Source organism: Wolbachia endosymbiont of Nomada ferruginata (genome assembly GCF_001675785.1).
In the GTDB taxonomy this organism is placed as follows: domain Bacteria; phylum Pseudomonadota; class Alphaproteobacteria; order Rickettsiales; family Anaplasmataceae; genus Wolbachia; species Wolbachia pipientis.
The window spans coordinates 1-6,505 of sequence record NZ_LYUY01000078.1; the positions used below are offsets into that span (position 1 = coordinate 1).

Annotated in this window: 9 protein-coding genes; 3 read left to right on the plus strand and 6 right to left on the minus strand. The window is 36.4% G+C overall.

Features of this window, described 5'->3' with window-relative positions; translation table 11 throughout:
* A partial coding sequence (locus BA053_RS04795; RefSeq protein WP_156518228.1) for a hypothetical protein occupies window positions 1-273 on the minus strand: 273 nt, incomplete at its 3' end.
* Between the two features lie 13 nt (window positions 274-286).
* Between BA053_RS04795 and BA053_RS07430 the strand changes: the two genes are divergently transcribed.
* Window positions 287-424: a hypothetical protein gene (locus BA053_RS07430; RefSeq protein WP_156518229.1), complete on the plus strand. Its 138-nt coding sequence runs from the start codon at window positions 287-289 to the stop codon at window positions 422-424.
* Between the two features lie 81 nt (window positions 425-505).
* Here BA053_RS07430 and dcd read toward each other — a convergent pair whose 3' ends face one another.
* Window positions 506-1,063: a dCTP deaminase gene (gene dcd / locus BA053_RS04800; protein WP_006280485.1), complete on the minus strand. Its 558-nt coding sequence runs from the start codon at window positions 1,061-1,063 to the stop codon at window positions 506-508.
* A gap of 166 nt (window positions 1,064-1,229) precedes the next feature.
* The gene (locus tag BA053_RS07435; RefSeq protein WP_156518056.1) at window positions 1,230-1,400 is read right to left on the minus strand and encodes a hypothetical protein; all 171 of its coding nucleotides are present in this window, start codon (window positions 1,398-1,400) and stop codon (window positions 1,230-1,232) included.
* A 114-nt stretch (window positions 1,401-1,514) separates the two neighbouring features.
* Between BA053_RS07435 and BA053_RS04810 the strand changes: the two genes are divergently transcribed.
* The gene (locus BA053_RS04810; RefSeq protein WP_065095420.1) at window positions 1,515-2,531 is read left to right on the plus strand and encodes a substrate-binding domain-containing protein; all 1,017 of its coding nucleotides are present in this window, start codon (window positions 1,515-1,517) and stop codon (window positions 2,529-2,531) included.
* Window positions 2,532-2,586: 55 nt separating this feature from the next.
* Here BA053_RS04810 and BA053_RS08385 read toward each other — a convergent pair whose 3' ends face one another.
* Both BA053_RS08385 and BA053_RS04815 read right to left on the minus strand, forming a co-directional pair.
* On the minus strand, window positions 2,587-2,715 hold the full coding sequence (locus tag BA053_RS08385; RefSeq protein ID WP_255356249.1) for a hypothetical protein: 129 nt from the start codon (window positions 2,713-2,715) through the stop codon (window positions 2,587-2,589).
* A gap of 128 nt (window positions 2,716-2,843) precedes the next feature.
* Window positions 2,844-4,082, minus strand: a complete 1,239-nt coding sequence (locus BA053_RS04815; protein WP_065106822.1) for a hypothetical protein — start codon at window positions 4,080-4,082, stop codon at window positions 2,844-2,846.
* A gap of 131 nt (window positions 4,083-4,213) precedes the next feature.
* Between BA053_RS04815 and BA053_RS04820 the strand changes: the two genes are divergently transcribed.
* Entirely contained in the window at window positions 4,214-5,674 is a 1,461-nt protein-coding gene (locus BA053_RS04820; RefSeq protein ID WP_065095162.1) for a TrkH family potassium uptake protein, read from the plus strand.
* Window positions 5,675-6,106: 432 nt separating this feature from the next.
* Here the strand turns inward: BA053_RS04820 and BA053_RS04825 are convergent, their stop codons facing one another.
* Window positions 6,107-6,457 (minus strand): hypothetical protein, encoded by a 351-nt coding sequence (locus BA053_RS04825; RefSeq protein WP_245611093.1) that lies wholly within the window; start codon window positions 6,455-6,457, stop codon window positions 6,107-6,109.
* Between the last annotated feature and the right edge of the window lie 48 nt (window positions 6,458-6,505).

A 6,505-nucleotide genomic window follows, 5' to 3' on the forward strand; every position in this document is an offset into this window, starting at 1 on the left:
CTCTTCTTTTATTGGCTGTGACCAAATAATGTTCCCTGCAACACGAGCAGTGCCATAGATAATTGGAATCGTTCTGCCGTAGGTTGAGGTTTGAACTTGCAGATTTTTTAGTCTCGCACCATGCGTTACTTTTTGCTCGGCATCAAGGCCGAACATTGCCCCATCTAGCTGTGCACCAAGAAGAGCACCGAGTTCTGAGCCGATAATCCGGCCAATTGGACCAAAAATGCTGCCTGCTTGACCAAAAATTGATGATAAAATTATTGTAGACATGGTAATCCTCCTTTTGATAGATTTTTTTGAAATTGTTGAGAAAAGATCCAAGTGTCACGCTACTTGGATGACAAGAAAGTGGTACTGGGATGACAGATACTATGATAAGAAATTCAGTAACTTACAATTAATAATTGAAGTTTTTAATTAAGAAAAGCACATGGTGTAGCTATAATTATTGTAAGCAACAATGAAAAAGTACGGAAGTGAAAAATTACCACTCTCATGGCAATCACTTCACCAGCGGCAAAGTGATACCATGCTGATTCATATATTTTCCTTTCATATCATCATATGATTTCTCGCATTCACTTTCGCCGCTTAAAAATACGAATTGGCATGCGCCTTCATTAGCGTAAATTTTCGCAGGAAGTGGAGTGGTGTTTGAGAATTCGAGTGTAACATGACCTTCCCATCCAGGTTCTAAGGGAGTAACGTTTACTATAATTCCACATCTTGCGTAAGTTGATTTACCAACACAAATGACCAGTACATTCCTTGGTATACGAAAATATTCCACTGTACTTGCAAGCACAAAGCTATTTGGTGGAATTATGCATACGTCTGTTTCTTTATCTATAAAACTATTCTCAGAAAAATTTTTAGGGTCCACGATAGCTGAATTAACGTTAGTAAAAATTTTAAATTTATTATCCACTCTTGCATCGTAACCATAAGATGATAGTCCGAAAGATATAACACCTTTGCTGCTTTTGTGATTCACAAAAGGTTCTATCATTCCAAAATTTTCAGCTTTTTCTCTTATCCATTTATCTGGCATAACTGCCATAACTGTTCCTTAAAGTTGTGTAATACTTACAATAATATAAAATAAAATTTAAATGTAAACTGTAGCTTTTGTCATGCAAGTAGCTTGTATCAAATCACAATGTTCGTACAGTTATGCGCATGGCGCTGGGATGACAATGGATTATTAACTAACAAATTGTACTTCGTCACATGGTAAACGATGTCATTCCAGTCTGGAATCCAGAAAACTTACCAGGTAATAAGAACTGGATCCCAGTATCTGGGAACTGGGATGACACCCTCCTAGCGGAAATTGCTCTCAAATCACAATGTTCGTACAGTAAGCTGCTTGCAGACACCATTGTTACAATGTTCATGCAATTAAAATAGCGGTAATTGGATTAGCTATAGGTCAATCACAAGAGAAAATCAAAGCTTTTCAGTTTGATTTTTTGTTACAATAATTAGATTTATGTTCTTAACTAAAAATAATGCTTAGAAACTTTCTCCTGATTTTTGTATTCGTATTATTCACGCCGCTGTCAAATGCTGATGCCAGGAAATACATCAGAATTGTTGGATCTTCAACCGTTTTTCCTTTTATCTCGTTTATAGCCGAGGAGTTCAATCGTGTATTCCCTTTTAAGACTCCAGTTGTGGAATCAATAGGAAGTGGATCAGGGTTCAAAATGTTTTGCTCAGGAATAGGGGAAGACACGCCAGACATCACCACTTCATCTCGCCCTATGAAGGAAGTAGAAAGAGAACTATGTAAAAGGAATAAAATTAATGAAGTGATAGAGATCATCATTGGCTATGATGGAGTTGTCATTGCAAATTCAAATCAAAGCCATAGATTTGATTTCACAAAAAAGGACTTATTTGAAACTTTATCTGCATATTCTCAAGAAAATGATAAATTAGTAAAAAATAATAAGAAGTTTTGGTCTAATGTAAATCAAGCCTTACCAAAAACAGAAATTGAAATTTATGGTCCACATCAAAATACAGGCACATACGAAACTTTGGTTAATTCTATTATGCTTGATCAATATTCATGCATGAACTCAAGAATTTTCAAAGAGAATTACAAAGATCAGGAAGAAAGAAAGAAAGCATGTGGTAATATAAGGGATGACGGAAGGTATATAGAAGTTGGAATTAATGAAAACATAATAATACAAAAATTGAAAAGTAACAAGAATGCCTTAGGGATATTTAGTTTTAGCTTTTTAATGAGGAATCAAGATAAAATACAAGGGAGCACAATTGCAGGAATTGAGCCAACTTACGAAAATATATCATCGGGAAAATATATATTAGCAAGACCTCTATACCTTTACATAAAGAAAGAACACCTGGATACTGTTGATGGATTAAGAGAATTCATTAAAGAAATTATAGATTCGATCGGCATTGAAGATGGGTACCTATCTAGGCTTGGTCTGATCCCACTTTCAAGTGAAGATATAAAGAAAGCTTCAGCAAAGGTTTATGATATAACGTGACGGCAACACTTTTTTTATATTCTTTGTTCTAGCGGTGCGCACAACTGTACGAACGTTATGATATAAAAGTAATTTTTACTAAGAGAGGTGTCATTCCAGTCTGGAATCCAGCTTTCCATCCAAGAGCCAGTGCCTCTTTCTTGTCATCCAAGTACCCTCTTCTTGTCATTCCAGTGCTTGACACTGGAATCCAGCCTTTTCATAATCATCAAAACGTTGTATTTTAACATAAAACGGCTACTTTTATGCTTACCAACTTAATAAAATTCCTGGATCCCAGCGCGCCGCGCTGGGATAACAATGGATTACTGATTAACAGCTTTTTGCATTATTGCAATACTCAGAAACAACTGGGTCCGAGCTTTTCGTATTTGGGCTTTCTGATTTCTCACAAACCTTAGCAATACCAGCACCTATTAATATAACTGCTGCTAAAACTGTTAAAGCCAGTGCAACTGCAGGATACGCTAGCACATAGGCTGCAACAGCACCAACTGCGCATAGTCCACCAACACCTAGAGAAATCTTCCCTTTGTGTTCACTCCAGAAGGTTGTTTCGTTCTTTTCTGGGGTTTTGTTGTCTGCAGTCAGTGCAGAGTTTTCGGTGTCTTGACCTAGATCAGTGTCATCCATAAAAGCATTAAATTCATCATTCTCAAACAAATCATGATTGATTTCTTGTGAAAATCGAGTCGCATACGCTTTATCCCATGCTATCTGATCATCAGTCTTGGCATTATCTAGTGTATCTTTACTAAGTTTTTCCTCAAATTCTTGAATCAAATCTTGAAAGCATTGCTCACCTACTCCAGGTATTTTAGCAAGATATTTTTGTGCCCTTACAAGTTTACTCATTACATAGTTATTTCCATTGGGCTCGAACCCAAGGAGCCCTGGAGAAGCAGCATCAAACATTAATTTAAAGCTTTCTTTTATCTTTTCCACATCTTCTTGGTTCAATTCTCTATCATAGTTAGTCAGCAGAGGACAAACTAAAAGGGCATCTATGCTTCCATCATTCCAATATACCCCTAGCTCTAAAACCCTTGCTGCATTTTCACCACAATTCTCTAATGCTGCTTTAACTTGATCAATATCAAGGTTTTCTATTGCTTCTTCTAAGTTGGAACCAAGATCCATTACCCTCTTGTGCTCTTCCATTTCTTGAATAACTTTTCCAAGAACAGGTCCGTTATTAGAATCGTTGGTCCTTTCTTGCAGGCCTCTAAGCATATTTATTGTGTTAACACTATCACCTCTTGCTAGATCGTATTCTGTATTACACAAAAAATCACGAGTTTTTTGATCAGCTTCCTTCCAAATTTGTTCAATGATCTCTACTTGAGCTTTAATTGTAATGCTACAACACATAACAAAATCTAAAATTGTACCTTTGTCACTAGTCAAAGTCCACTCGTGGCTCAAAACTGCTTGTATATCATTATGTTCATTATTGTCGAGTACGTTCTGGACTTCCTGAAAATTGCCATTCCGGACTGCCTGTCTTAATGAATCTAGAATTTCTTCTTGTGCATTAGTTAATTCAACCATATCTTACCTCTAATAAAAATTTAATTATCACACATATTTACAAGTAAATCAAGTATACTGTTAATAAAGGCCAACAAAATGCTTGACGTTAGAGTAGCTTTTATGGCTTTGTATAGCGAGGAAGTAACTCTATGAAAAATCATCAACGTTTACAAACTTTACGTTCAATTGCATTTATTGTGGGAATATTCCTATTGCTGTTTAGCTTAGCAATGCTTATTCCTGCTATTACTAATAAATGTCTCAGCTACAAATGGAAAAATTTCCTCGCTGGATTCATAATTACCTGCACATCTGGCGCAATTTTTATTTTACTCGGTAAATTAAGTAGATTGCATGGAATGCCAGCAATTTTTGCGATTACTAGTTGCACCTGGATTGCCTTGTCTCTGTTTGCAGCTATTCCTTTCTATTTTGATAATCTGAGCTATGTTGATGCATTGTTTGAAACGATATCTGGCATCACAACCACAGGGGCAACTATATTTAATGATATTGAAAAACAATCTCCAGGAATATTGCTGTGGAGAGCAATGCTACACAACATGGGGGGTTTTGGTGTAATAACTATAGGAATTGCAGTGTTTCCTATGCTCAAGATTCTCAGCCTAAATAATTTACTTTATTCTGAATATTCAGATGCTACCAAAAGGAAGTTGCCGAACACGCGAAGCGTAGTGATTCATGTTACAGCAATATATTATGGCCTAATTTTGTTATGTATATCTTCCTATTATCTAGCTGGTATGCCACTGTTTGATGCAATATGTCACGGAATGTCCGCCGTATCAACTGGTGGATTTGCTAACTATAATGATTCTATAGGGCACTATAATAACCCTATGTTAGAAGTCATAACGATCATTTTTATGATTTTGGGTTCTCTGCCTTTTCTTAGCTATTTAAAAATTATAAGACGGTTAGACATTTGCTATGATGAACAGGTCTCTTACTTTGTTAAGATAGCTACTATCTCATCTTTATTTGCTTGTTTTTGGTTGTATAAAAATGTTGATTTAGGAGTGTCATTATCATTTAGATGCAGCACATTTACCATCACTTCCTTGATTACGTCAACTGGTTATGCAATCTGTAGTCATATAGATTGGAGTTTCATTTCAGTCTTAGCTTTTTTTCTAACCTTTGTTGGTGGATGTAGCGGTTCTTCAAGTGGTGGTGTCAAAATCTTTCGTTTGATCATTTTTCTAAGATCTATAGAAAATCACTTTCGCCTTTTATTGAACCCAGGCGCAGGCAATAGGGTAAAATTCAATGGAAAAACCCTGGAGAATGATGAAGTTCACTCTGTCTTTATATTTTTTGCAATTTTCATGTTAACGTTTACCATTTCATCAATAGTGATGTCTTACTTAAGCAATGCAGACTTTATAACTAGCATCAGCTCAGTCTCTGCAACGCTTACAAACTCTGGCCCGGGATTTAGTAATTTAATAGGTCCTTCGGGTAATTATTCCTCTTTCAGTAATGAAGTAAAATTATTTCTATCGTTTTTAATGCTGCTTGGCAGACTTGAAATATTGCCAATCTATTTTTGTATAGGCAATTTATTCTTATTTAATAGAAAGAAATAGTTGGTGAAGTTGTGAAATTTGATATTATAGCTAAACTGACTTACGACAATTTGAAAAACCGTCATTCCGCTACTCGTTAGCGGAATCTATACCGCGAATAAATCTACAACTGTACGAACATTGCAATATGGCACATAGTAAACGATGTCATTCCAGTGCTTGACACTGGAATCCAGCTTCTATGCAACCTCATCAAAAACATTCATTTAGTGTAAGATCAGCTACTTTCCATGCTAGTTTACAAGCAAACTTTTCTGGATCCCAGTGTCAAGCACTGGGATGACATCATAGGGGCGCTGGGATGACACCCTCCTTGTGTGTATTATAGCTAAAGTGACTTACGACAATTTGAAAAACGACACATTCGTCATTCCGCTACTAGTTAGCGGAATCTATACCGCGAATGAATCGCGGTATGACGTGTTGCTTGGGTCAGCTATATGTAAGTTGTGGCCCTTCTTTATTATTTTTATTAGCGGCAGTTGTATCATCAACAGATATTTCAGAGCTAACAGTGCTAATAGTTTTTTCTATCGCTTTAGCCTGTTCATAGTCTTGACTCAAAAAATACATGGCCAGCCCAACAGCTATACTAGCAACAAGAACAGATGCTATCATTACACCTAGTATCATACCACCAGAAAGACTTACTGCAACATACACACCAGCTCCAAGTACAACACCAAGAAAACCACCAATCATTATGCCAGGCACCAAACTGCCTACCATAGCGCTTTCTTTTTTCGTATTAGAGGTTGTCCGGAAACAAGTAAATTCAAGCATATTCCCTCTTTAACATAACCCTACTCATAGCTAGGTATATGAAATTCT

Coding starts and splice junctions, on each gene's coding strand:
- BA053_RS07435 (WP_156518056.1), bottom strand. CDS start 1,400: ATGAACATTGTAACAATGGTGTCTGCAAGCAGCTTACTGTACGAACAT.
- BA053_RS04820 (WP_065095162.1), top strand. CDS start 4,214: ATGAAAAATCATCAACGTTTACAAACTTTACGTTCAATTGCATTTATT.
- BA053_RS04825 (WP_245611093.1), bottom strand. CDS start 6,457: ATGCTTGAATTTACTTGTTTCCGGACAACCTCTAATACGAAAAAAGAA.
- BA053_RS04815 (WP_065106822.1), bottom strand. CDS start 4,082: ATGGTTGAATTAACTAATGCACAAGAAGAAATTCTAGATTCATTAAGA.
- dcd (WP_006280485.1), bottom strand. CDS start 1,063: ATGGCAGTTATGCCAGATAAATGGATAAGAGAAAAAGCTGAAAATTTT.
- BA053_RS04810 (WP_065095420.1), top strand. CDS start 1,515: ATGCTTAGAAACTTTCTCCTGATTTTTGTATTCGTATTATTCACGCCG.